The organism is Caproiciproducens faecalis, assembly GCF_019448085.1.
GTDB lineage: Bacteria > Bacillota > Clostridia > Oscillospirales > Acutalibacteraceae > Caproiciproducens > Caproiciproducens faecalis.
The window spans coordinates 105587-129245 of sequence record NZ_JAGFNZ010000005.1 but is presented as its reverse complement, the minus strand read 5'-3'; the positions used below and the strand labels follow the sequence as shown (position 1 = coordinate 129245).

Below are 23659 nucleotides of genomic sequence, written 5' to 3'. Positions count from 1 at the left end.
AATTTCCCACGTTCTAAATTTGGGAAATCCGCCCATACTATTATCAAAGAGGTGATTACATTGCCGGAAGATTTACATTGTCTTTTACAGGCGGACACACAGGCACGGCATTATTTTGAGTCCCTGCCAAAATATGCGCAGGAAGCGGCAAAGCAGCACACAAAAGAAATCACAACCGCCGACGGACTGCATCTATTCGTTGAAACGTTTATGCGGGATGATTCTTATCAGGGAGCGTAGCAAAAGCTGCGTTCCTTTTTTGTCTTGGAAGCCCGCCTTTTCCCCGTCTAAAAATGTGGAAAAGCGGGCATATTTTTGTTAGACTGAACTTATGAACCTATCTTTCGGGAGGAAAACGGGATGAAAAGCAACAGCAAATACATCGGGCTTATTTTTTTCTGCGTGGCGATCCTGTCCTTTGCGCTTCTTTTCTTCGGCGTTAAGTATCTGCTGGGAAATCCGGTCACCATTCAAAACATTGCGGCTTATATCATTCTTTCGCTGATCTTCGGTGCAATCTCTTCCACTCTGTATTTTCTGAAACTGAAAATTATGAGTTCCGTGTTTGCGCTGGGGCTTCTTGTGGGATTCATTGAAATGTACCGAGCATTTCTGGAAAGCCGCAGCGGCTGGGAAGATTTGGTGGGACTTCTCTCCCTTTTCACCTGGATGGCCATCGGGCTTTGCGCGGGCACTCTGCTGCAGATTATTTTCCATTTCTACTGTAAACTTCGCGCTTGTAAAAAAGAATGAAGTTCTTCAGCTTCGTTTGGAATCAGCCTGATTTGTCATGCCACCGGTAAATGCATCATAAAATTTAAAGAATCAAAACGGAAGAGGTGCATTTTTATGCTGATGGAAATACCGTATAACCGCGAACAGGTCTCCGAGTATGCTAAAACATGGGCGTTACTAAGAAACCGTGCTTTCATGAATTTTGATAAAATGGGTGGAGACTGCACCAATTTTGCTTCCCAGTGCATCTACGCCGGAAGCAGAATTATGAACTACACCCCCGTTTTCGGCTGGTACTATAAAGGTAGCAATGACCGCACACCCTCCTGGAGCGGAGTGGAATATCTTTACAATTTTCTTACGACAAACAAGGCGGCGGGTCCTTACGCGGAGCAAACCGATAGAAATTCCGTGGAAGTAGGCGACATTGTGCAGCTTGGCAACGTGGAGAATCACTTTTACCACTCCCCGGTAATCGTGGACATTACTCCGGAAGATATCTTTATTGCCGCGCACACCTATGACGCTTATATGCGGCCGTTAAGCAGTTACCTTTACAGTACTGCTCGTTTTTTACATATTGTCGGCGTAAGGAAATATGAATAGCGGCTTATAACGGTCAAAGAGAAAAATAACAGGTTGCATATTCCACAAAAATCATTTACAAACCTTATCAACGATGGTAAGATAGTGTAGGTCACAAAAGGCAATTTGTAAGAAAGGCAGGTACATATGGGGGTAAAACTGAAAAATTTAATGGAATCTTTGCTCTTGACTAAAATGGATGAGGTCATCGACAAGCTTGATTGTTGTAAATGCGAAAAGTGTCGAATGGACATTGCCTCCTACGCACTGAACAGGCTTCCTGCAAAATATGTCGCCACTTATGAAGGAGAGGTTTATTCCAAATTAGATACGCTGTCCACGCAATATGAAACAGATCTGCTGAACGCGTTGTTTCAAGCCGCAAAAGTGGTTTCGGAAAATCCTCACCATAACTTGTCTGTCGATTGCCCCCATGATGAAAATACAGAAAAATAAAAGGAGTTCCGAATGAATCGGAACTCCTTTTTTGATCTTATTAGATGGAAATTCTCAATGCAATGTCATACAGATGCTTGTCAAACACACGCTCCATCTCCAGCGCCTCTGTAATGTCCAAATCAACTACCTTCCCCTTCTGCATGACAACAACTCTGTTGCCATGTCCTCTGTACAGAAGGTCTGCTGCGTGGAAGCCCATTACGCTTCCGGCAACACGGTCACGCAGTGTCGGCGATCCGCCGCGCTGAACATGGCCTAGAACTGTGGCTCTGGTTTCAATTCCGGTTTTTGCTTCAATATCCTTTGCCAGCTTGTCTACACCGCCGACTCCCTCAGCAACCACAATGATAAAGTGCTTCTTGCCGGTTTTTTGAGTAAACATCATGCGGTTAATGATATCCGTCTGAAAATCGAAGGGAACTTCCGGAACAAGGATCGTCGTTGCGCCAACTGCAATACCGGTTTGAAGTGCCAAATCCCCGCAGCGTCTGCCCATCACCTCTACCACACTGCAGCGGTCATGTGACTCTGTGGTGTCACGCAGACGGTCAACCATTTCTACCGCTGTATTCATAGCGGTATCAAATCCAATGGTATATTCACTGGCGGCAATATCGTTATCAATGGTACCCGGTACACCTACGCAGGGAATACCTTCCTTTGTGAGGTCGCGGGCACCGCGGAAAGAACCGTCTCCGCCAATGACAACAATGCCCTCTATCCCCATGTCACGACAATTGTCAGCAGCCTTTTTCACACCCTCCGGAGTATTGAATTCCGGGCTGCGGGCAGTAAATAAAGCTGTACCGCCATGATGAATAATGTCAGAAACACTGCGCAGATTCATTTCAAACACATCACGGTTCAAAAGGCCATTGTATCCTCTGCGTACACCCATGACCCTCATCCCACAAGAAATACCGGTTCTTGCCACTGCGCGGACGGCGGCGTTCATACCGGGCGCGTCTCCGCCGCTGGTTAACACCGCAATAGTTTTTGCATTCATGATGATACCCCCTAAATTCGTTGCTTTGCCATACCTAGATTATAGTATATTCGACAAAGAAGAATCAACCGGCGAATATGGATAAAAGTATCTGCTATATGGATTCTTGTTGCAATTCTTTTACAACCGCCACATTTTTATCCCCCAGCAGCCTTTTTAATTCCCTCACCAAAATATCATTCACGCTGACATACATGGAAAAAGGAGCCCGCACCAGTTTTTTGCCGTTGACAAAATAGATATAGAGCGGTGTTCTGCCGTCAAAAATGGCAAGGTATTTTTTTGCCCGGTCATACAGTTCCGATTCCTCATCCGGCACTTTGATGTAAAGGCCGGGATGAGTCGGCGACTTTGCGGCAGGAGCGCTCCTGTCGGGCTCGCCGTGCGGGTTCGGGGCGGGGCCGACCGATTCGCAGACCAGCTTTGCCTCTTCGTCTTCCCTCATACTGACTCTGCCGAACATTTTCACGATTTTGCCTTCCGAAATCCATTCGGCGTACTGAGCCAGGATCTTCGGAAAAACCAGCACCTCCATGGAGCCGAACATATCCTCTAAAGAAACGAACGCCATCGTGCTGTTGCTTTTTGTCACTTTCATTTTTACGCTGACAATGATCCCGAGGAGCGTCACCGTGTCGCCGTCATGAAAACGTCCTCCGCCCTCTCTGGCGTCGTCCAGAATATCACCGGTACGGCTTGCGTGAATCGCGTCATACCGATTAATATATTCTGCCATAGGATGGCCTGAAAGATACATGCCCGTCACTTCTTTTTCCATAGCCAGTTTATCGCTTACACTGAAATCCGGCATTGCGCCGATGACGTATTCCTCGTCATCTTGCTGTGCGGGGGTATCAAAAAATCCCATCTGACCGTCAACGTTGCGCCGTTTATCGTCATCAAGGTGATCCATAATATTGCCGATACTGGTCAGCATCTGCCTGCGGTTGACGCCAAGGCCGTCCAATGCGCCGCATTTGACCAGACTCTCCAGCGCACGCCGGTTCAGTTCGCCGTACATGCGTTTGCAGAAACCGTAGAACGTGGTGTACTGCCCGTTTTCCTTACGGTCACGCAGAGTATCGACAATGAATCCCCTGCCCAGATTTCTAACGGCAAGCAAACCGAAGCGGATATCTTTCCCCGCAACGGTAAAACCGACACCGCTTTGGTTGACGTTGGGCGGCAGTACACGGATGCCCAAACGCATACACTCGGCGATGTAAGCCGCCAGTTTATTGTTGTTGTCCAGTACACTGGTCATCAGCGCCGCCATGTATTCGCGCGGATAGTAGCATTTCAGCCACGCCGTCTGATAGCTAAGAAGTGCATAGGCCGCGGCGTGTGATTTGTTGAAGGCGTAGGACGCAAAACTTTCCATTTCCCCGTAGATAGCTTGTGCCGTGGGCTCGTCCACACCCCGGCGGATGCAGCCGTCCACTTCAACCTCGCCGTTTTCGTTTGTTAGCCCATAGATGAAGATTTCTTTTTCCCGCTCCATCACGGCAGCTTTTTTCTTGCTCATCGCACGGCGCACGATATCCGCGCGGCCAAGCGAATAACCCGCCAGCGTACGGAAAATCTGCATGACCTGTTCCTGATATACGATACAGCCGTAAGTAACTTCCAGAATGTCTTTCAAAAGCGGATGACGGTAGGACACCCTTTCGGGATGATGGCGGTTTTCGACATAACGCGGAATGGATTCCATTGGCCCGGGGCGGTAAAGAGAAATAACCGCAATGAGGTCTTCAATATATTCCGGCTTCAGCTGCATAATCACACTGCGCATACCGGCGGATTCAAACTGGAACACGCCGTCCGTTGCGCCGGTGGAAAGCATGGCATACACTTTTCTGTCGTCTAGCGGAATATCTTCAATCTGAAAGCCCGGTTTCTGTGTGGCAATCATATCCTGTGCGTCACGGATAACGGAAAGGTTGCGCAGGCCAAGGAAGTCCATTTTCAGCAGACCAAGCTCTTCCAGCGTAGTCATGGTGTACTGTGTGACCACGGAATCGTTGTTTTTGGCAAGCGGAACATATTCCATTACCGGCTTGTCCGTGATGACGACACCGGCCGCATGGGTAGAGGCGTTGCGCGGCATTCCTTCCAGTTTTCTTGCCATGTCGATCAGCTCATGGATCTGCAGGTCGGTATCGTAGCGCTGCTTCAGATCGGACGAGGTCTTCAGTGCCTTTTCCAGCGTGATGTTCGGCTCCATCGGCACAAGCTTCGCTACCCCGTCCACCGTTGCGTACGGCACGGCCATCGCACGGCCGACATCACGGATGGAACCCCGCGCCGCCATGGTGCCGAAGGTAACGATTTGGGCAACGTGGTCGCTTCCGTATTTGCGAACGACGTACTCAATCATTTCCTGACGGCGTTCGTCAGAGAAATCGATGTCAAAATCCGGCATGCTGACGCGCTCCGGATTGAGGAAGCGCTCAAAGAGCAGGTTGTATCGGATAGGATCAATTCCCGTAATCCCAATACAATACGCCGCAAGGCTGCCCGCGCCAGAGCCTCTTCCGGGTCCCACCGGAATACCGGCTTCCTTTGCATAGCGCACAAAGTCGTAAACGATAAGATAGTAGTTGACATATCCCATATGCTCAATGGTGTTTAATTCGTACTCCAGCCGCTTAACCAATTCGCTCCCGGGGTTTTCACCGTAGTTTCTGTAAAGGCCTTCATAGCATTTGTCACGGAAAAATGCCGTGTTTTCCTGCCCGTTCGGCGTGTCGAAATGCGGTAGCTTGGTTTTACCGAATTCAAACTCCACGTTGCACCGCTGAGCAATCAACACCGTATTGTCGGCGGCCTCCGGATGATTCGGGAACAGCGCGCGCATTTCCTCTTCGTTCTTATAATAAAACTGGTCGCTGCCGAACTCCATACCATCCTTATCCTCAACGGTGTGGTTGGTCTGAATGCAAAGGAGAATATGGTGCATTTTATTGTCTTCGCAGTTAATATAGTGACAGTCGTTGGTCACAACAAGGGGAATGCCCGTTTCCTCCGACAGCTTGATGACGGACGGGTTGATGCGCTTTTGCTCTCTCAAACCGTGATCCTGAAGCTCCAGAAAGAAATTGTTCTCTCCAAAAATCTCACGGTAACGCAGGGCAGCCTCTTTGGCGCCGGCGTAGTCGCCCGCGGTCAGAGCGCGCGGGATTTCCCCCGCCAGGCAGGCGGACAGGGCGATCAGCCCCTCGTGGTGCTCCCTCAAAAGATCAAAATCCACGCGCGGCTTGCTGTAAAAGCCCTCCGTCCACGCTTTGGACACGATAGCAATCAGATTCTGATAACCCGTATTATTCTCACAGAGCAGTACCAGATGGCGGTGCTCTGAATCCAGCTCGTGTACCTTGTCAAAGCGCGTGCGCTGCGCTACATAGACCTCGCAGCCGATAATCGGCTTGATTCCGCGCTTTTTGGCTTCCTTATAAAAATCCACCGCGCCGTACATGACCCCGTGGTCGGTAATGGCCACGGCGGTGTCTCCCCTTTCGGCGGCGGTGCTGAGCAGCTCCGTGATACGGCACGCGCCGTCCAAAAGGCTGTACTCGGTGTGCAGATGCAGGTGAACAAACATGTGCGGTACCCTCCTGTCAGTTTCGTTATAGCACTCTTGCAATATCCATAATGCGCTGTAAACGGTGGTTTACTCCCGACCGGCTGAGCGGGTCAGAGAGCATTGCTCCAAGCTCGCGCAGCGACATTTCGGGATAGCGGCAGCGCAGCACCGCAAGCTCCCGCAATTCTTCCGGCAAAGTGGACAGTCCGCCCGCCGAACGGATAATTTTTTCGATCGCAACAATCTGCTCGGCGGCCGCCGACGCGGTTTTGTCAAGATTGGCCGTTTCAAAATTCGTTTTTCGGTTTACGTTATTGCGAACCTCTTTGAGCATTTTTGTCTGCATCAGACTCATGGCGGCTTTTCCGGCGCCCATATAGGTCAGAAAATCCGCTACATGTTCGCTCCCTTTAATATAAACCACATAGGAGCCTTTTCGGTTCAGCAGACCCGGCTGCAGATCCAGTTCATAGATTTCGCTGATAAAGGAAGATAAATCTTTCGCAAGATTCATAAAAGGCACCACGAACTCCAGATGATAGTCCTTCTGTGGGTCGGAAACGGTGCCGCAGGAAAGAAAAACGCCCCGCAAAAACGCGCAGGCGCAGCAATCATTCTCCATATTGGCACGGTTAATCCGCAGATGAATTTCCTTGTCCGTGTGACCGAAGTACGCAAGCACGGTTTCTCTCTGGCCGTCGCCGGATACGGAAACGGTAAAGGCGCTTTTTCGTTCCTTGCGGCGCAGAAGAGAGGTGGAAATATCTACGAACACCCCCACGGTTTCCGCGGTAAGCTGCGCCGCCCTGTGAGCGGCGGAACTGTTTTCGGTGGTCAGAGAAACGGAGTTTCCGGAAAAGCTGCGACCGAATAAAAGCATGCCGTAGCATTCCGCTTTTCGGCAGCAGGAATTCTGCGGCACAGCCTGACAAAGTTCTGTTTTCGTTTCAGAGGCAAATGACATTTTCGTACGCTCCCGATCTTATTGCTTTTGAATATCTCGATGGTTTACGCTTGTCCTCATATTCTGTTCCAGCAGATGATTGTACAAAAGCTGTGCCAGCGCAACGGAGCGGTGATGCCCGCCGGTGCAGCCGATTGCGATTACAAGCTGACTTTTTCCTTCGTTGCAGTAAAGCGGAATCATGTAATCAATCAAATTCAGAAACCGCTCGATAAAGCCCTGTGTCTGCTCCCATTTCATCACATAGCTGCGTACCGGCTCGTCAAGCCCGGTCAGATTGCGCAGCTCCTCAACATAGTAAGGATTGGGCAGACAGCGCACGTCAAAAACCAGATCGGATTCCGCGGGAATCCCGTACTTAAACCCAAAGGAAACACAGTGAATCATCAGCGCGTCCGAAGAATCCCCTAAAAACAGGCTCGAGATGCGTTCCTTCAGCTGTGCGGGCGAAAGATACGAGGTATCGATGATATAATCCGCACATTCGCGAACCGGCTTTAAGACATCCCTCTCCAGTTTGACGGCCTGTTCCAGCGAACCAAGACAGTTTTCCACCAGAGGATGCTTTCGGCGGGTTTCTTTAAAACGGTTCATCAGCACAAAATCATTGGCGTCCAAGAACAGAATCTTATATTCCTTATTTTCGCTTTTCATCTGATCCAGCGTTTCAAACAAGCTGGAGAACATGTCCCCTCCGCGAATATCGGTGACCACCGCTACTCGGGAAAGGGTGCCCTTTGCCTGTTTGGCCATTTCATAAAAAGCGATAATCAGTTTAGGGGGAATATTATCCACACAATAAAACCCAATATCCTCCAACGCGTCAATGGCGCGGGATTTCCCCGCGCCCGAAAGGCCCGTAATAATTAAGAACTCCATATTTCCTCCCTAACAGCCAATGGTTTTTACTTCGCATTCCAGCATCACATTCGTTTGTTGGTAAACAGTGTCCTGAATGATCTTAATCAGTTCCGTTACGTCCCGACAGGTTGCTCCTCCGGTGTTGACAATAAAGCCCGCGTGCTTGGGGCTGACCATCGCTCCCCCCACTGCCCTGCCTTTCAGGCCGCAGCCTTCTATCAGCGAACCGGCAAAGTGGCCTTCCGGCCTTTTAAACACGCTTCCGGCGCTTGGCAGCTCCAGCGGCTGTTTTGATTTTCTGCGGCTGTAAAGGTCATCCATTTCCGCTGCTATTTCATCCTTGTCGCCCGGCTTTAAACCCAGTCTGAGTGACAGGATCGTGCAGCCGTTATCGGTGTATGCGCTGTGCCGGTAACCCAGCTGAAGCGCTTCACCGGAAAGGGTGCCGATCTGCCCGTCCTTTGTAACATGAGTACAGGCGACAAGCACGCTCTTCATTTCCTTATTGTAGGCGCCGGCATTCATAAACGCCGCCCCGCCCGCCGCTCCGGGAATGCCCCACGCGAACTCTAGGCCGGTCAGCGAATGCTCTCTGGCAAATACGCAGGCTCCCGCCAAAGACGCTCCGGCGCCGCAGGAAACCGTTCCGTCCGCATTCTGCTTAATCTCACGGAATTCGCCGTCCAGCGCAATGACCGCTCCCCGTATTCCATTGTCGCTCACGAGCATGTTGGACCCGTTGCCGATGGGCATCAGGGGTACGTTCAGCTCGTTTGCCGCATGGTACAGCTTCTGCAGCTCCGCACGGGTATACACCGTAATAAACAAGTCCGCCGGTCCGCCGATTTTAAAGGTGGTATGACGGCTCATCGGCTCGTTACGGCTGACTTTGCATCCCAGATTTTCCGCTTCCAGGGCAAGCTGTTCTAAATGATTCATTGTTTCCTCCGGCTATTTCAATCGTAGCATTCAGCAGAATGTAAGGCCATTCTGACGTTCGATATGATTTCCTACTGCAATAACGGATCGTTGAAAACTTGAGAATACTCTCTGAGATACGCTTGAAAGCGCTCAGTGCTGGAGTTTACCACCAGCTCTTCCGGGAAATCCAATTCATCCAGAAGCGCCAGCGAGTGGTCAAAACAGCCCACCAGGCTTGAAAAGTGCGAATCCGTGTTGACAATAATGGGAACGCCGCGTTTTTTGCAGATTTCCATAATTCTTTTGCAGTTGGGAATGGAGGATTCCCTCCCGAAAAAGCTGCTTTCGTTCAGCTCCACCAGTTTTCCCTGCCGGCCGAACTCCGGAATAACGGATTCATAGTCATAACGGTATTTGTTTGTACCGCTGTGTCCAATAACATTAATATGCGGATTTTTTGCAATATTCATCCACGCATTTGTGACTTCTTCAACCGTCGGCCTTTCCTTCGGAATCGCTTCCGCATGGATGGAAGCAACCACCCAGTCCATCGTACCGACACAGTCCGCCTCAATATCGATATTGCCGTCAAAATCAATGATGTTGGTTTCCTGTCCGCGCAGGACAAGCACCCCTTCCAGAAGATGAGGAATGATCCGCAAATTATGAAAGTACCAGCGGCCCGGCGCACCCGGCATCGTGATCCCATGGTCGGTGACAGCAATTGCGTAAAGCTTCTTTAAATACGCTGCGTGTACCATTTCCTGTAACGTGCTGTAGGCGTGTGTGGATGCAATTGTATGCGTGTGTGTATCTGCAATGATATTCATGTTTACTCCCTGTTTTTATTTCCATATTTCAAATTAAAAATCCAGATCCAGCTTTTTCTCTGATTCCTGCAGCACGGAAATATCCATGCCCAGATTCTGCATCAGTTCCTGTGCCGCGTTGTAGCCCATCTTTTTCTGACGGTTATTCATAGCGGCAACTTCAATGATGATGGCAAGGTTTCTGCCCGGTTTGACCGGAATGGTCAGCACCGGAACCTTGATCCCAAGGATTTCCGTGTATTCGCTGTCAATTCCCATGCGGTCGTAAACCTTGTTGTTATCCCAGATTTCCAGGTTAATCACCATGTCAATCTTCTCTGTCAGCTTGACGGCACCCATACCGAAAATGCGGCGTGCGTTAATAATGCCTATGCCGCGCAGTTCAATAAAATGCCGAATGTTATCCGGAGCCTGTCCGACAAGTGATTTTGCGGACACTTTGCGGATTTCCACCGCGTCATCCGCAATCAGCCGATGGCCGCGCTTAATCAGTTCAATGGCGGTTTCACTTTTACCGACGCCGCTGTCGCCGACCAGAAGGATTCCTTCGCCGTAAACCTCAACAAGCACCCCGTGACGCGTAATCCGCGGAGCCAGCTCCACATTCATGAAAGAGACAAGGGAAGCAACTAGGCTGGAGGTTGTCTCCGGGGTAGTTAAAAGGGGTATTTCATTGGATTCTACGGCATTCAGCAGTTCCGGCATCGGTTCTATGCTGCGCGCAATAATGGCGGCAGGCGGCTTTTGAGAAAAGATTTCGTTTAGAACCATGCTGCGTTTTTCCGAAGAAATTGACCTTAAAAAGGAAGCCTCCGCATTGCCGAAGATTATAATCCGTCTGGTATCGTAATAATCATAGAACCCGTTCAGTTCCAGTCCCGGTCGATTCACGTCCGTGGAAGAAATCAAAATCTTTCCAGCGTCTCCGGGCATATAAATCGTTTCCAGCGCCAATTCGCTGATTACCTTGGACAGAGGCACCGTAAAATTGCTAGTCAAAAAAACACCTGCTTCCCTATTTTTATGATATATTCATTATATCTCAACCGGCGAAAAGTTTAAAGTCAATAATTAAATAATATCCTGTAATTTCTGCCGGAAAGATTATTTGATACAAACATGGAATGCCCCCGGCCGCAGTTTTTCTGAAGCCGGGGGCGATTATCACTCGTATCATAGCTATCCGTTTTTGGACGTGACTCCGATATTGGCCATATAACTTCCGTAAACCCAGGTACTGACGGAATTTCCTACGCTGATGCTGACCGGCATTTCCGTATGTCCGGTGAAATTTTCCTTGCCAGACATATCAATCTGGGCGGAAAGGCTGTTTTCCGTCAGTTTGGAAATCTCACTTTCCGGCCCTACGACCGTAACCGTCAGACTTTTCGTATAAACGTTGGCTGCTTTATCGGAAGCAAGATTCTTAACGGCAAAATTGCTGACAACCATCTGCCTTGTCGTCATGGAACTCAGATCCAGCGTAACTTTGGCAACCGGAACATTGCTAAGGTTTTTACAGGTTGCCGGAAGGGTCACATTTACATCAAAGGAATTTCTTGTCGGGCTGATCCCCGAAAAGTCCAGCGGAGCAAGACTGATCTCCGTTAAATTGGCAAGCACATCCTGCGGGCCGGCTACTTCAATGCTCTGAGGATCAATCGCTATCTGGTCAGAGGTAAGCAACAGTCCAAGCGGTTGATTGGTAAAGCTGACACTGAGGGGCAGCACCTGCCTTGCCAGGACAGGAATGGTGACATCCACTTTCTGCTCACTCATCTTCAATTTATTGCTGGTAATTTTATTTCCGTTTGCGTCGTACATAACAAGATCCGTCGTAAAGCTCTTGGACTCTCTCAATGTGTCGCTGATTTCGTACTGCACGGACACTTTGTTAATCTGTGAGACTTCCTTTTCGGGACCCGAAATAGTAACCGTGTCGCTGCTGAAAGTAGGCGCGCTGACGAAGAAAGAGGGGTCCGACTGATAGCCGGATTTGTACTTAATATCATTTTGGATAGTAAACGTTTTTTCCGCATACCGATCCACCGTAATAATCGCCTGACTTGGAGAAATGGAGACCCACTCGTAGTCGGAAAGAGTCCCCTTTTTCTGCACCGACAGATTAAACGTATAGTTTCCGGGACTGGTGATGGTGGACGCTAAAGGCGCAACGACCTGCATATCGGAAGCCTTGATCTGATTAACAATCAGGCTGTTGCCCTTAATGGAAACGGTCGCTGTCTGTTCCACCGGGCTGAACACCTTTAGCCCGTCTTCCTGCGCGGAATCCGAAAGGCTGATAACAACCGGCACATCGGTAATCTGTCTTGGAAATTCTTCCGTATTTCCGCTGGCCATAAAAACCCACAGCATAATGGAAAACAGTACGGAAAACAGCATGACAAATTTATCATCGTAAAATAAACGGCCAACATTGAATTTTACATGCTTCATTTCTTTTTTGCCCTCCTGATCGAAGGGATAATGCTCTGGCGCTTTTCGCCCGGTTCCGTCTCATGAACCAGAATCAGGCCCTCCAGCTCGCTTTTGAGCGTTTCACGGGTATAATTGCGTGTAAGCACGCCGTTAACCGCAACAGAAATTTGACCCGTTTCTTCGGACACCACAACCACAACGGCGTCAGAGTTCTCACTCATACCGATAGCGGCGCGATGGCGGGTACCAAGCTCAATGCTGACGCTGTCGCTCTTTGTCAGCGGCAGAATACAGCCCGCGGCATACAGCATACCGTCACGCATAATCATGGCGCCGTCATGAAGCGGAGCCTTATTGAAAAAGATATTGCAGATAATCGGCGAAGACGGAATGGCGTTCACCACCGTACCCGTATCAATGATATCGCCCAGTTTTGTCTGTCTTTCAATCACAATCAGGGCGCCGGTCTTTTGTTTCTGAAGAACCGCCGCGGCATCCACAACGGCATTCATTCCCCGAAGGTTCTGCTGCCGGAGCGTTTCCAGATCATCCGACGAAGCGCCGAAAAACCAGTGCTTATTCCCCATTCCGCTGCGTCCTATCTGCTCCAGTGCGCGCCGGATTTCCGGCTGAAAAACGACCATAATGGCAATGACGCTGAACTGAAAGAAATAGGTCAGCAGATTTTTCATCATATAAAGCTTCAGGGCATAGGACACACCCCACACACCCAGAAGCACGATAATTCCTTTAATCAGCTGTTCCGCTCTTGTTTCACGGACCAGTTTTATTCCACTGTATATAATAAAGGAAACCAGAATGACGTCTAACGCATCGGAAACACGAAACAGTTTCACAATACCGATAAACGAATTCCATATGGTTACAACGACATCCATAACTTACTTCCTTCCATTAGAATAAAACACATCCCATATAATTTTAACATATATAATTTGATATGCAATCCTTTTATCTTTATTTTCAGATTATTTTCCGTAAAGCAGCGACAAAATTGTTCATTTCGCCCAAATTACTGAAAGCGGATGGACAAACGCGCACCGCGCCCTGAGTAAGGGTACCCATAAAGTCGTGGGCGGCCGGCGAGCAGTGCAGGCCCGCACGCACCGCAATGCCACTGTCATTCAGTTTCTGCGCAATGGTTTCACTGGGAATATCGCCTACGTTGAAGGAAAGCACCGGTGCGTAATACGGTGCATCGGGTTCAGGGGTATACAGCTTTACATTTTTCATTTCCGCCAGCCGCCTGTATAAATTTTGGACAAGTGACATTTCATGCTGATAAATTGTCTTGACCCCGCGGCTTTTTACAAACTCGATTCCCGCCCGCAGTCCGGCAATACCCATCATGTTCTGGGTACCGCTTTCCATGCGGTCCGGCATTGTCTGCGGCTGGTCGAGAGAAATAGAATTCGTGCCGGTTCCGCCCTCAATCATCGTACTGAGCTCAGAGCCGTCCGGCGTAATCAGCATACCGGTTCCCATTGGGCCGTAAAGTCCTTTGTGGCCGGCAACGCATAGGTAGTCAAAACCGCTGTCTGCCATGTCGATCGGCAGTATGCCCGCCGACTGCGCACAGTCAACGGCAATCGGGATACCGTAAACATGGCCCAAAGCGGCGATTCGCTCCACGGGCAGACGGATCCCCCAGACATTGGATGCGTGCGTACAGACAATCAGTTTGGTGTTCTCCCGGAGTGCGCTTCGAAAAGCGTCCACAGTGGCATCGTTGTCACCCGGGAAAACCCGTACTCTGGTAACGGTCACTCCGGATTCCATCAGCTTCTGAAGGGGCCGCATCACGGCGTTGTGCTCAAGGCAGGATACCACCGCATGGTCACCCGGCTTCAGCAATCCTTTTATCACATAGTTCAGCGCGTGCGTACAATTCAGTGTAAATGCAACGCACTCCGGACCCGGCGCATTAAAAAAGCCGGCTGCTGCCGTACGGCAGCGGTAAATTTCCTCAGCCGCTGCAAGCGACATGCTGTGGCCGGCACGCCCGGGGTTCGCTCCATATTTTTTCAGGGCGGTATTGACCGCGTTTTGAACGGAATTCGGCTTTGGATACGTAGTCGCGGCATTGTCAAGATAAATCATGAAGACCCGTCTCTTTCCGCGCGTCCAAGAATTTTAACTCCTGCATCTCTTAATATTCTCTCTGCTTCATCCGTTCGGTCGGGAACATATATACTATAACCGCAGCCGGCTGTGTTGCCGCCCGATTTTCTTTCAACATACGCTTTGATACCGTAGCTGAATAAGATATCGCGGCTCTTCATGGCATAAGTGATCGAGCTAATCAAAATCATCGGTTTGCCCATGATAATCACCTCTCTGTTTTTATTACAGAGTATGCCGGAAACATGCCTTTTGCTTATTGATTATGACTCAATAAGACATACCGCGTGTGCCGCGATTCCCTCTCCGGAGCCGGTAAAGCCCAGATTTTCCTCGGTGGTAGCCTTTACGCTGATCTGATCGACGGAAACCCCACATGCAGTGGCAATTCTCTCCCGCATGGACTGAATATAGGGCTTTAATTTCGGCGCCTGTGCAATCACCGTGGCATCAACATTCCCAATTTTATAATGCTTTTGTGCAAGAATTGTACATACGCGTGAAAGCAGAACAAGGCTGTCCGCATTTTTAAACGCAGGGTCCGTATTCGGAAAATGAGTTCCAATATCGCCAAGGGCCGCAGCGCCCAGAAGCGAGTCGGCGATGGCGTGGGCAAGCACATCTGCGTCTGAGTGGCCCAGAAGCCCCTTTTCATACGGGATCTCCACTCCGCCCAAAATCAGCTTTCTTCCCTCTGTCAACCGGTGTACATCGTAGCCGTGACCAATTCTCATCACTCAACCTCCCTGCTTTTTAAGACGGCCTGTGCAATTTCAAGATCTTCAACGGTGGTCAGCTTGATATTCTTATATGTTCCCATGCACAAATGCACTTTTACGCCAATATGTTCCACAAGCTGACAGTCGTCCGTATAGTCTCCCCCGTCCTTGTCCGCCTGCTTCATTGCCCGAAGGTACAATCCGCGCTCAAAAACCTGCGGGGTCTGAACCGCCCACATCGTGGAGCGTTCCGGAGTGGAAACAATATAGTTATTTTTCCCAACGATCTTAATGGTATCCTTGACGGGAACTGCAAGCGCGGACGCGCCGCACTCAAAGGCATCTTCCACGGAAACGTTGATTTCTTCGGGAGTAATCAGCGCCCTTGCGCCGTCATGAATGGCAAAATAAGCGGCGTCGTCCGGCGCTGCCGAAATTCCGGCCGCAACGGACTGCTGCCGGGTCGTTCCCCCTTCGGTGATAGCCGTTACTTTCTGGATTTTATATTCCTGAATCTCATGTTGAATCTGATCTATATCTTCTTTTCTGCAAACCACAACCGTGCACTGAATCAACTCGGCGGCATCAAAAGCGGAAAGAGTATGCACAATGGCGGGCACCCCGCACAGTGAAACAAACTGCTTTGAAAAGCCGAGAGCCATACGGGTGGAATTTCCAGCGGCAACTACAACGGCACAGCAGTGAGGCTTTAGTCCCATTTGATCCATTCCTTCCTTTTTGATCGAATTTTAATCGAATGGTTATAATTATAATATTTTATTCTCCGGTACGCAATTACAATCCTGTCACTAATTGAAAAATTAAAACTGTGTTAACAATTCTTTCGCAGGAATCTTATCTATTGTATTTTGCCGGATCTTAGGTTATATTGAATGTATAAACTGAGATAAGGACTGGTGAAACTATGAGCGAGTTACCGGCAAAAAAAGTGTCGGATTCTGAAACGGAACAGATACAGGTTGTTTTTGAAAACGACCTGAACGGACAGGGACGTGTTTTTGGGGGCCAGCTTGCTTCCTGGATTGACATTGTCGCGGGCGTTGTGGCGCGCAGACACTCCAACCGCAATGTCACCACGGCGGAAATAGATACTCTGCGTTTCAAAAGGCCTGTCTACGCAACGGATCTGGTGGTTTTACACGGAAAAATCACCTTTGTGGGAACGACGTCCATGGAGGTACGTGTCGACAGCTTTTCCGAGGATTTGTCGGGGCAGCGTAAGCTTGTCAACACAGCGTACCTGGTTCTTGTGGCACTTGACAAAGATGAAAAGCCCACCGCTGTTCCGGGTTTGATCTGCGAAACATTCCAGGAAAAAATGGAATGGGAATCCGGTGAAAAGCGGCGTAAACTGCGCCAGCAACGCCGGTTGGAAGCGTATTGAGATTTACAGCTTCATTTTCCGATTCTATTTTTTTCTGCAACTTTATGAATGAATAATTGTGTTCGGAGTTATACTAAACCTGTAAACCGAAAGGAGTGAAGGGTATGGTAAACTGGCCGGACCAACAGAAGGACAGTTCCTTCAGCGCAGAAAAGATTACCCTGCGCGGGAAATCACCCAAAGATGTTCAAGCGGACCTGTTGGCAGGAGAACCGGATGATTTGGCCATTGATTTTACAAATGTCATTGATTATCAAAAAGGTGGATCGAACTGATCCACCTTTTTATTTGTTTGTAGATATGCTGACCGTATTTGATTTTATGTTTTTACAGATATAAACTTCCGTATGATAAGCCTGATCGACGTAAACATACAAAATATCGTCCGCGTCAATTTTGGTTAAACTGACCAGTTTCAGATTATCCGGTACTTTGCTTTGGTTCCCGGCATCAACTGCTTTGCTTGCCGTGTTTTGCGGCACAGAGTTTTTACATCCGAAAAAATTCAGCAGAAGCATAAACAAGATGATTCCGAATATCAAAATTTTACGTTTCATCGCATTCACCGCCTAAGTTAAATAAAACTCCTTTACTTTAAAGGCAGAATCAAATTCACATCCGATAAAGTAAAGGAGTCCATAAGAATCTAAAAGTGAAAATCAGCTTGCGCTCTTCATGTGCAGTCTGAGCCGGTCGCTAATCATGGCGATAAACTCACTGTTGGTTGGTTTTCCGCGTGTATTGTGAATCGTATAACCGAAATAGGAATTGAGAATATCCACATCACCGCGATCCCACGCCACCTCTATTGCATGACGAATCGCACGCTCTACGCGTGAAGCTGTTGTATCATACTGCTTTGCGACACTGGGATAAAGCTGTTTGGTTACCGCATTGATAATATCCGGTGTTTCTATTGCCATAATAATTGAGTCGCGTAAATAGTGATATCCTTTAATATGTGCAGGGACTCCTATCTGATGGAGTATTTCAGTCACCTGAATCTCAAGCGACGGCTCCGCCGCGGCAGGCGTTTGCTGCCTGACCGGCGCTTTTTGGGTTAAACCGGAAAGGGAACACAACTGAATGATTCTGTCAGACAAGTCAGCGGCGTTAAAGGGGGAAATCGCAAAATAAGCCGCCCCCGACATCATCACTTCACGCTCCAAAGCAGGACTGGTAAAATTGGAAATAATTACAAACATCGGCCCTATGTCCGGAGCTTTTGCCTGCGTCGCCTTCATCACACCTATACCGTCCAGACGGGGCATAAACAAATCAGCAAGTACGACATCGGGATGGACTGACTCTATTTTTTCGAGCAATTTCATGCCATCCTTCTGCGTATAGATTATTTCCATGCCTGATTGTTCAAAAATTCGACCGTAATCACGGTTAAATTCTGCACTGTCATTTGCTATGAGAAGTTTGATACGCTTTTCCATTCTGAGTCCCCCTAATAGATTTAATTTAACGTTATATTACCATATATTGGAAAAAATGGCAATAGGTTGTAAAAATATTTTTTGCTATAAAGGGGAAATATAAAGGTGTCGCAGTAAATTTAAGAAGCCTTTTCTTTTGCACTTGAACCAATACTCTGAGAAACCGACAGCATATTTTCAGCAAAAATGCCATATCCTCGTGTCGGATCATTGACAAAAACATGCGTGACGGCACCGATGATTTTGTTGCCTTGGATAATTGGGCTGCCGCTCATTCCCTGCACAATGCCTCCGGTCGCATTCAAAAGGTTTTTGTCGGTAATGTGCAAAACCATATTTTTACTTTGTATATTTTCACGATAGTCAATTTTTTCAATTTCTGCTGTAAAGTATTGTGGCCTGCCACCATCTATAGTGGAAAGTATTTTGACCGGACCTTGTTTGATCTCTTGTTTCATAGCCACTTCAAGCGCTTCCCCTTTGGGGGCGGTGTTCAAAGTACCGTAAACGCCGGCCGGTACATTGGCGTCCAGCGTGCCCATTGCGGTGTCGGTAGCAAAGTAGCCGCGTAATTCTCCCGGATTTCCTTTTTCGCCTTTGGTAATTCCGCTGATTGTAACCGGAACGATCTCACCGTTCAGCAGCGGCATCAGCTCGTTGGTGTCCGTATCACAGACGCCGTGGCCCAGACCGGCAAAAGATCTTGTCACGGGATTGTAAAAAGTGAGAGTACCGATTCCTGCGGTGCTGTCGCGCAGCCATACGCCGGCCCTGTAAACGGAGTCGACCTCGGATTTTGCAGGCTGCACGGTTGTTGTAAAGCTTTCGCCTTCCCGGTTAACGGTAAATACGAGGCTTTTCCCCTCGCTGCCGGAAACGGCGTCGATAATCTCCGCGTTAGTGTTAACTTTTATCCCGTCTACCTCCGTTATGATATCCCCTACCCTTAACCCCGCGACTGCCGCGGGATTTACAGTTCCGGAGGAAGTGGTGATGTCTGCCACACCGACAATGACAACGCCGTTGGTAAACATTTTAATTCCAAACGGTGTGCCGCACGGTACCAGCAGTGTTTCTTTGACAACGTCAACATTGACCGTTTTAATGGGTAAAACATGATAGAGCATTAGTTTTGCCTTGTAGCTTCTATTTGGTGATGAGCATACGCCGGTGGAAATATCGGCGCCATTTTCGGCCACCGCCGTAATTGCGTCCGAACCCCATTGCAGACTGCTTCCGGCAGTAATTTTATAGGAATCAGGTGTGAAATAATCAGCCATGCCGATACTGACGGCATACAAAACAGTCAGGACAGCTGCGAATGCGGTGAATCCTTTCAGAAATTTTTTCAAATTTTCACCTCCCTTGCGCCGCACTATTAATCTGCCACGGGGCGGTGAAAATATTATGACAATTCTCTTGAATATTGGGACTATTTGGAATTATTTTCTCCAATCAGGCTGTTTTAGGAGAAAAATACCTTGATTTACATGAGATGGGATTAAATCGCAAAAACCCGCTGCAACCAAGTGCCGCGGGTTTTTATGATTTTAATTTTAAAAATGCATTTTTACTGCAGTTCTCGTTTTACTTTTACTTTTTTATAAATCACAATGCCGATGTAGAGTAAAAGGAATCCCAGCAGCACGGCAACCAGTGTCGCGGTCTGGCCGGGGCCGCCCATTTTCACTTCCGCCCAGAGGGTATCCAATAACATATTGGTATCATCTGGAAGATTTACATAGGTCTCCGATTTTTTCAGGATCGACTCTTCCGGATAATAAATGGGATTGTTGACAGTTTCCTCAGGCAACAGTTTTTTTGCAGCTGTCTCCGGCGTGGAATATCCGATATAATCCATATTTGCGGCAGCAATTTCCGGGTCGCAGAGAAAATTGATATATGCTTCGGCTTCCTTTTTGTGCTGAGCGCCGGTAGGAATACAGATTGCGTCCACGAAGAAATTGGTTCCTTCTTTAGTCGGAATCGCAAAACCGATGTCCGGGTTATCTTCCACAAGGGTGGCGGCGTCCCCGGCGTAATACGGCGCGAGCCATGCGTCGCCGCTGGACATTTTATCAAAAATCTGATCCATTACATAGGCCTGGACAAGCGGCTTCTGCTCTTTTAAAAGCTTGGCCGCGTTCTCCCACTCTTCCACATTTGTGCTGTTGTAGGAATAACCGAGAATTTTCTGTGCAATACCAAAGGAATCGCGCGGGTTGTCAAACATCAGGATTTTCCCCGCATATTTTTTGTCCCACAGGATTTTCCAGCTGTCTACCGGCTCCTTTACATATTTTTTGTTGTAAAAAATACCGACCACGCCCCATGTATAGGGCACGGAATACGCATTCGTCTCGTCATACTTCTGGTTGCGGAATTGTTCGTCAATATACTGGAAATTCGGAATGTTACTGAAATCCAGCTTCTCAATCATTCCCTCGTCAATTAACTTGGAAATCATATAATCCGAAGGAATGATAATGTCGTAGTTTGCTCCGCCGTTGGCAAGCTTTGAATAAAGGGATTCGTTGCTGTCAAACGTGGTGTAGTTCACATTAATCCCGGTGCGCTTGGTAAACTCCTTGTTGACATCCAGCGTATCGTCAACGCCGTTCGAGATATACTCTCCCCAGTTGTAAACATTGATGGTCACCCCAGTGTTCGGTACCGCGGGCTGCTCGGGTTCTTCCGAGGATGCGAACGCCAATGGGCTGACAGAGGTAGCCAGCAGTACGGCAGCTGCCAGAGCTGCAATCGTTTTTTTCAAATCTTACGCCTCCTCCATCAGGTTTTCTTCCGCCTTTTTATCCTTTGACTGACGGAAATTGACAATGATGAGCAGCACCATGATTGTGCCGAACAGGAGTGTGGACAGTGCGTTGATTTCCGGGCTGATTCTCTTTCTTGTCATGGAATAAATAAAAATAGGAAGTGTCTGTGTGGTTCCGCTTGTAAAATAGCTGATAACAAAGTCATCAATGGAAAGGGTAAAAGCCATAATCATGCCCGTAACAACGCCCGGTACAATCTCAGGCAGAACGACTTTGAAAAAAGCCAAAGCAGGGCTGCACCCCAGATCCTGAGCCGCCTCGTACAGATGGGAATCCATCTGGCGAAGCTTCGGCATCACCGATAAAATCACATAGGGCAGACAAAAAGTAATATGGGCAAGGATCAGGGAAAACATTCCAAGTGATACATTTCCCATGCTTTTCGCGACAAAAACGAAAAGCAGCATCAACGAAACGCCGGTAACAATATCCGGATTCACCATGGGCAGGTTGGTCACATTCATCACCATGCGCTTCATCCATTTGTTCATGCCGTTGATGCCGATGGCTGCGGCAGTCCCCAGCACGGTGGAAATAATGGCTGCCACGACCGCAATAATCAGCGTATTTTTCAGCGCATTCAAAAGCATTCCGTCCTGAATCAGCTGCGCGTACCATTTGAATGAAAAGCCGGACCAGACCGAACGGCTCATGGTGGTGGAATTATTGAAGGAAAACACAATCAAAACAAAAATCGGCGCATAAAGGAATAAAAACAGGATAGCGGAATAAATTCTTGAAATTGTTTTCATATCATCATTCCTCCTCCATTGCTTTCCCCGTCGTCAAACTGGTTCATAATTCCCATGCAGATGAGAATCAGCACCATCAGCACCAGAGAAATGGCGGAACCCAGATTCGGGTTGTACGCACTTCCCAAAAACTGCATGTCGATCAGGTCGCCGATCATCAAATTAGCACCGCCGCCAAGCATTTTGGAGATAATAAAGGTGCTGACCGCGGGCACAAAAACCATGGTAATTCCGGAAATAACCCCGGGCATACTCATAGGGAATGTAACTTTTGAAAATACCTTTACCTGATTGGCGCCAAGATCCTGTGCCGCTTCAATCACGCTGGAATCAATTTTGGTCAGTACCGAATAGAGCGGCAGGATCATATATGGGATGTAGTTGTAAACCATGCCGAGTACGACCGCGCCCTGCGTATTGATTAAATGCAGCTTGCCAATGCCGAAAGAGGCAAGAAGGCTGTTGATGATGCCGTTGTCCTCCAGAAGAGTCATCCATGCGTAGGTACGGAGCAGAAAGTTCATCCACATGGGCAGCATGACAAGCATAATCATCATACTCTGTCTGCGTGCGCTGATGTGGGAAATAATATAAGCGAGCGGATACCCCAGCACCAGAGAAATCACGGTAGCCAGAGCGCCCAGCCAGATAGAACGCAGAAACACGTTGGAGTACTGGCCGACTTCGGCGATATTTTTCAAGGTAAACGCACCGCTTTTATCGGTGAACGCAAAAATGACCACCAGAATCATCGGGACAATAATAAAGATGGACATCCACGCAGCATAAGGAGCCGCAGCTGATTTTGCTTTCATTCTTTATTCTCAACCTCCCCTTCTTCGGGCAGAGGCTGACTGTCCTCGTCCATCTCATCGCTGAACGTGCTGTAATCGCCGAACATACCGGAATATTCCGATTTGTGCATGATATGAATATCATCGGGCTGAAGCAGCATTCCTATTTTTTTGCCGACCTCTTGAAAATCAGTCGACTGAATCATCCATTTGAAACCCCTCACATCTACGATAATTTCATAGTGAACGCCCTTGAAGGTCACGCTGGTGACAACGCCGGTCAAATGTCCTGTATCCGGTTCCACCACGTCAATGTCCTCAGGACGGATGACCACGTCCACCGGCTCGTCCGGCTGAAAGCCTTTATCCACGCATTTAAAGGGGTGACCCGCAAATTCCACAAGGTAATCTTTATGCATAACGCCGTCAAGAATATTGCTTTCGCCGATAAAATCAGCAACAAAAGCATTTTTCGGCTCGTTGTAAATATCACGGGGAGAGCCGATCTGCTGAATGGCTCCCTTATCCATCACCACGACGGTGTCGGACATGGAAAGCGCTTCTTCCTGGTCGTGGGTGACAAAAACAAAGGTAATGCCGGTTTGCTGCTGTATCTTTTTAAGTTCGACCTGCATATCCTTTCGCAGTTTTAAATCCAGCGCACCCAATGGCTCGTCAAGGAGCAAAACTTTCGGTTCATTCGCAAGCGCTCTTGCAATGGCGACGCGCTGCTGCTGACCGCCTGAAAGCAGATTGACATTTCTGTGCGCAAAACCGTTCAAGTTAACAAGATTGAGCATTTCCTTTACTGTGGTTTTAATCTGGCTTTCACTCTTGCCGTGTACCCTCATCCCGAACGCGACATTGTCATAGACGTTCAGATGCGGAAACAGGGCATATTTCTGAAAGATGGTATTGACCTCCCTTTTATGCGGCGGAAGATCGTTGATTTTTTTGCCATTGAAAAAAACATCGCCTGTGTCAGGTTTGACAAAGCCGCCGATGATCCTAAGGGTTGTAGTTTTTCCACAGCCGGAAGGTCCGAGCAGGGTGACAAATTCACCGTCTCTGATGCTGAGGTTAAAGTCCTTCAGCACAATTTCTCCGTCAAACGATACTGCGATGTTGTTCAATGAAATGATAGATGGATTTCCCAAATAGTGCATCCCCTTTGCGGTAAAA

26 protein-coding genes are annotated in these 23659 nt (G+C 48.4%); 6 read left to right on the top strand and 20 right to left on the bottom strand.

Going from position 1 to position 23659, the window contains the following annotated elements:
- Window positions 1-60: 60 nt before the first annotated feature.
- The 4 genes from J5W02_RS12475 (at window position 61) to J5W02_RS12460 (ending at window position 1776) form a co-directional block, all read left to right on the top strand.
- Window positions 61-240 carry a YdeI/OmpD-associated family protein gene (locus tag J5W02_RS12475; protein WP_219966029.1) on the top strand — a complete coding sequence of 60 codons (180 nt, stop codon included), beginning with the start codon at window positions 61-63 and terminating at the stop codon, window positions 238-240.
- Window positions 241-360: 120 nt separating this feature from the next.
- A complete protein-coding gene (locus J5W02_RS12470) occupies window positions 361-753 on the top strand; it encodes a hypothetical protein (RefSeq protein WP_219966028.1) in 393 nt (130 codons plus the stop codon).
- 96 nt (window positions 754-849) lie between these two features.
- A complete protein-coding gene (locus J5W02_RS12465) occupies window positions 850-1341 on the top strand; it encodes an amidase domain-containing protein (protein ID WP_219966027.1) in 492 nt (163 codons plus the stop codon).
- A 126-nt stretch (window positions 1342-1467) separates the two neighbouring features.
- Complete coding sequence (locus J5W02_RS12460) at window positions 1468-1776, top strand: late competence development ComFB family protein (protein WP_219966026.1); 309 nt, start codon at window positions 1468-1470, stop codon at window positions 1774-1776.
- Window positions 1777-1816: 40 nt separating this feature from the next.
- Here the strand turns inward: J5W02_RS12460 and pfkA are convergent, their stop codons facing one another.
- From pfkA to ispD, 13 genes are all read right to left on the bottom strand, one after another.
- Window positions 1817-2785 carry a 6-phosphofructokinase gene (gene pfkA, locus J5W02_RS12455; protein ID WP_219966025.1) on the bottom strand — a complete coding sequence of 323 codons (969 nt, stop codon included), beginning with the start codon at window positions 2783-2785 and terminating at the stop codon, window positions 1817-1819.
- A gap of 94 nt (window positions 2786-2879) precedes the next feature.
- Window positions 2880-6386: a DNA polymerase III subunit alpha gene (locus tag J5W02_RS12450; RefSeq protein WP_219966024.1), complete on the bottom strand. Its 3507-nt coding sequence runs from the start codon at window positions 6384-6386 to the stop codon at window positions 2880-2882.
- Window positions 6387-6411: 25 nt separating this feature from the next.
- Complete coding sequence (gene whiA / locus J5W02_RS12445) at window positions 6412-7332, bottom strand: DNA-binding protein WhiA (RefSeq protein ID WP_219966023.1); 921 nt, start codon at window positions 7330-7332, stop codon at window positions 6412-6414.
- Window positions 7333-7350: 18 nt separating this feature from the next.
- A complete protein-coding gene (gene rapZ / locus J5W02_RS12440; RefSeq protein ID WP_219966022.1) occupies window positions 7351-8211 on the bottom strand; it encodes an RNase adapter RapZ in 861 nt (286 codons plus the stop codon).
- A 9-nt stretch (window positions 8212-8220) separates the two neighbouring features.
- A complete protein-coding gene (gene murB, locus J5W02_RS12435) occupies window positions 8221-9132 on the bottom strand; it encodes a UDP-N-acetylmuramate dehydrogenase (RefSeq protein WP_219966021.1) in 912 nt (303 codons plus the stop codon).
- Window positions 9133-9203: 71 nt separating this feature from the next.
- Complete coding sequence (locus tag J5W02_RS12430; RefSeq protein ID WP_219966020.1) at window positions 9204-9944, bottom strand: phosphatase; 741 nt, start codon at window positions 9942-9944, stop codon at window positions 9204-9206.
- 33 nt (window positions 9945-9977) lie between these two features.
- Entirely contained in the window at window positions 9978-10943 is a 966-nt protein-coding gene (hprK, locus tag J5W02_RS12425) for an HPr(Ser) kinase/phosphatase (protein WP_219966019.1), read from the bottom strand.
- A gap of 180 nt (window positions 10944-11123) precedes the next feature.
- Window positions 11124-12401, bottom strand: a complete 1278-nt coding sequence (locus tag J5W02_RS12420; RefSeq protein WP_219966018.1) for a CdaR family protein — start codon at window positions 12399-12401, stop codon at window positions 11124-11126.
- The gene (gene cdaA / locus J5W02_RS12415; RefSeq protein ID WP_219966017.1) at window positions 12398-13282 is read right to left on the bottom strand and encodes a diadenylate cyclase CdaA; all 885 of its coding nucleotides are present in this window, start codon (window positions 13280-13282) and stop codon (window positions 12398-12400) included. Before cdaA ends, J5W02_RS12420 begins: the two co-directional genes overlap by 4 nt.
- Before the next feature lie 85 nt (window positions 13283-13367).
- Window positions 13368-14504, bottom strand: a complete 1137-nt coding sequence (locus J5W02_RS12410; protein ID WP_219966016.1) for an aminotransferase class V-fold PLP-dependent enzyme — start codon at window positions 14502-14504, stop codon at window positions 13368-13370.
- A complete protein-coding gene (locus J5W02_RS12405) occupies window positions 14501-14728 on the bottom strand; it encodes a DUF3343 domain-containing protein (RefSeq protein ID WP_255575743.1) in 228 nt (75 codons plus the stop codon). The genes J5W02_RS12410 and J5W02_RS12405 overlap by 4 nt, the downstream gene beginning before the upstream one ends.
- 60 nt (window positions 14729-14788) lie before the next feature.
- Window positions 14789-15259, bottom strand: coding sequence for a 2-C-methyl-D-erythritol 2,4-cyclodiphosphate synthase (gene ispF, locus J5W02_RS12400; protein ID WP_255575742.1), 471 nt, complete (start codon window positions 15257-15259; stop codon window positions 14789-14791).
- A complete protein-coding gene (ispD, locus tag J5W02_RS12395) occupies window positions 15259-15963 on the bottom strand; it encodes a 2-C-methyl-D-erythritol 4-phosphate cytidylyltransferase (protein ID WP_219966014.1) in 705 nt (234 codons plus the stop codon). Before ispD ends, ispF begins: the two co-directional genes overlap by 1 nt.
- A gap of 206 nt (window positions 15964-16169) precedes the next feature.
- Here ispD and J5W02_RS12390 point away from each other — a divergent pair, with 206 nt between their 5' ends.
- Both J5W02_RS12390 and J5W02_RS12385 read left to right on the top strand, forming a co-directional pair.
- Window positions 16170-16649 (top strand): acyl-CoA thioesterase, encoded by a 480-nt coding sequence (locus tag J5W02_RS12390; protein WP_219966013.1) that lies wholly within the window; start codon window positions 16170-16172, stop codon window positions 16647-16649.
- 104 nt (window positions 16650-16753) lie between these two features.
- The gene (locus tag J5W02_RS12385) at window positions 16754-16924 is read left to right on the top strand and encodes a hypothetical protein (RefSeq protein ID WP_219966012.1); all 171 of its coding nucleotides are present in this window, start codon (window positions 16754-16756) and stop codon (window positions 16922-16924) included.
- A 9-nt stretch (window positions 16925-16933) separates the two neighbouring features.
- Here J5W02_RS12385 and J5W02_RS12380 read toward each other — a convergent pair whose 3' ends face one another.
- The 7 genes from J5W02_RS12380 to potA all read right to left on the bottom strand — a co-directional run bounded on the left by J5W02_RS12380 (window position 16934) and on the right by potA (window position 23643).
- Window positions 16934-17206 carry a hypothetical protein gene (locus tag J5W02_RS12380; protein ID WP_219966011.1) on the bottom strand — a complete coding sequence of 91 codons (273 nt, stop codon included), beginning with the start codon at window positions 17204-17206 and terminating at the stop codon, window positions 16934-16936.
- Between the two features lie 102 nt (window positions 17207-17308).
- Window positions 17309-18094 (bottom strand): sporulation transcription factor Spo0A, encoded by a 786-nt coding sequence (gene spo0A / locus J5W02_RS12375; protein WP_219966010.1) that lies wholly within the window; start codon window positions 18092-18094, stop codon window positions 17309-17311.
- Window positions 18095-18213: 119 nt separating this feature from the next.
- Window positions 18214-19446, bottom strand: coding sequence for a SpoIVB peptidase (spoIVB, locus tag J5W02_RS12370; RefSeq protein ID WP_255575741.1), 1233 nt, complete (start codon window positions 19444-19446; stop codon window positions 18214-18216).
- A 218-nt stretch (window positions 19447-19664) separates the two neighbouring features.
- A complete protein-coding gene (locus J5W02_RS12365) occupies window positions 19665-20867 on the bottom strand; it encodes an ABC transporter substrate-binding protein (RefSeq protein ID WP_255575740.1) in 1203 nt (400 codons plus the stop codon).
- A gap of 3 nt (window positions 20868-20870) precedes the next feature.
- Window positions 20871-21683 (bottom strand): ABC transporter permease, encoded by an 813-nt coding sequence (locus tag J5W02_RS12360; protein ID WP_219966009.1) that lies wholly within the window; start codon window positions 21681-21683, stop codon window positions 20871-20873.
- On the bottom strand, window positions 21680-22498 hold the full coding sequence (locus tag J5W02_RS12355; protein ID WP_219966008.1) for an ABC transporter permease: 819 nt from the start codon (window positions 22496-22498) through the stop codon (window positions 21680-21682). Before J5W02_RS12355 ends, J5W02_RS12360 begins: the two co-directional genes overlap by 4 nt.
- Window positions 22495-23643 (bottom strand): spermidine/putrescine ABC transporter ATP-binding protein, encoded by a 1149-nt coding sequence (potA, locus tag J5W02_RS12350; protein ID WP_219966166.1) that lies wholly within the window; start codon window positions 23641-23643, stop codon window positions 22495-22497. Before potA ends, J5W02_RS12355 begins: the two co-directional genes overlap by 4 nt.
- Window positions 23644-23659 lie beyond the last annotated feature (16 nt).